1 protein-coding gene is annotated in these 777 nt (G+C 60.7%); it reads left to right on the forward strand.

Annotated features, from left to right (window positions below; all coding sequences use genetic code 11):
• Window positions 1-105: 105 nt before the first annotated feature.
• Window positions 106-777 (forward strand): IS30-like element ISAs2 family transposase (locus ACLHZ1_RS20545; protein ID WP_427263535.1); only part of this gene is annotated, 672 nt, incomplete at its 3' end.

Below are 777 nucleotides of genomic sequence, written 5' to 3' on the forward strand. Positions count from 1 at the left end.
CGGGAATTCAGATAATAAGTGCGACACTCATGGATGAATGGCGAGAGGTGGCCAACTGCTGATTGGTGGTACCCTTCTGCTCGCCAAAGTAAAAGCAGTATCACCATGAGCTATCAGCAGTTGACCGAGGGGCAACGATACCAGTTATCGGTGCTTCGCGCACAGGGGATGTCCATCCTTGCCACCGCACGCGCCATTGGCGTTCATCGCTCCACCCTCTACCGGGAGCTGCGTCGTAACGCTGGGCCGCAGGGCTACCAGCCAGACAATGCGCATCAGCACGCCACCCACCGACGGGCCAGTGCGGCCAAATCTCGGCTATCTGCCGATGTCATCCAGTTTGTCGAGCTGACACTCGCCTGGTGGTGGAGCCCGGAGCAGATAAGCGCGGTGGGCAAGCAGATAGGCCTCATGGTGAGTCACGAGTGGATATACCGCCATGTGGCCGCCGACAAAGCCCGGGGTGGCCAGTTGTACCGCCATCTGCGCCAGGGCCACAAGCGCTACCGCAAGGGGGCGAGCAGCCTGCGTTCTCCCATCAAGGAAGCCCGCTCTATTGATGAACGGCCGGCTATCGTCGATAGCCGGGAGCGGCTCGGTGATTGGGAGGCGGACACGGTGCTGGGCAAGCAAGGCACAGGTGCACTGGTCACCCTGGTGGAGCGCAAGAGCCGGCTCTATCTGGTCAAGCGGGTCGCGAGCAAACAGGCTGGGGTGGTGCGGGATGCGATAATCGAGATGTTAACGCCCTACATCGAGCAGGTGCATACCATCACC

Origin of the sequence: Aeromonas sobria (assembly GCF_050266975.1) — a bacterium.
In the GTDB taxonomy this organism is placed as follows: Bacteria; Pseudomonadota; Gammaproteobacteria; order Enterobacterales; family Aeromonadaceae; genus Aeromonas; species Aeromonas sobria_B.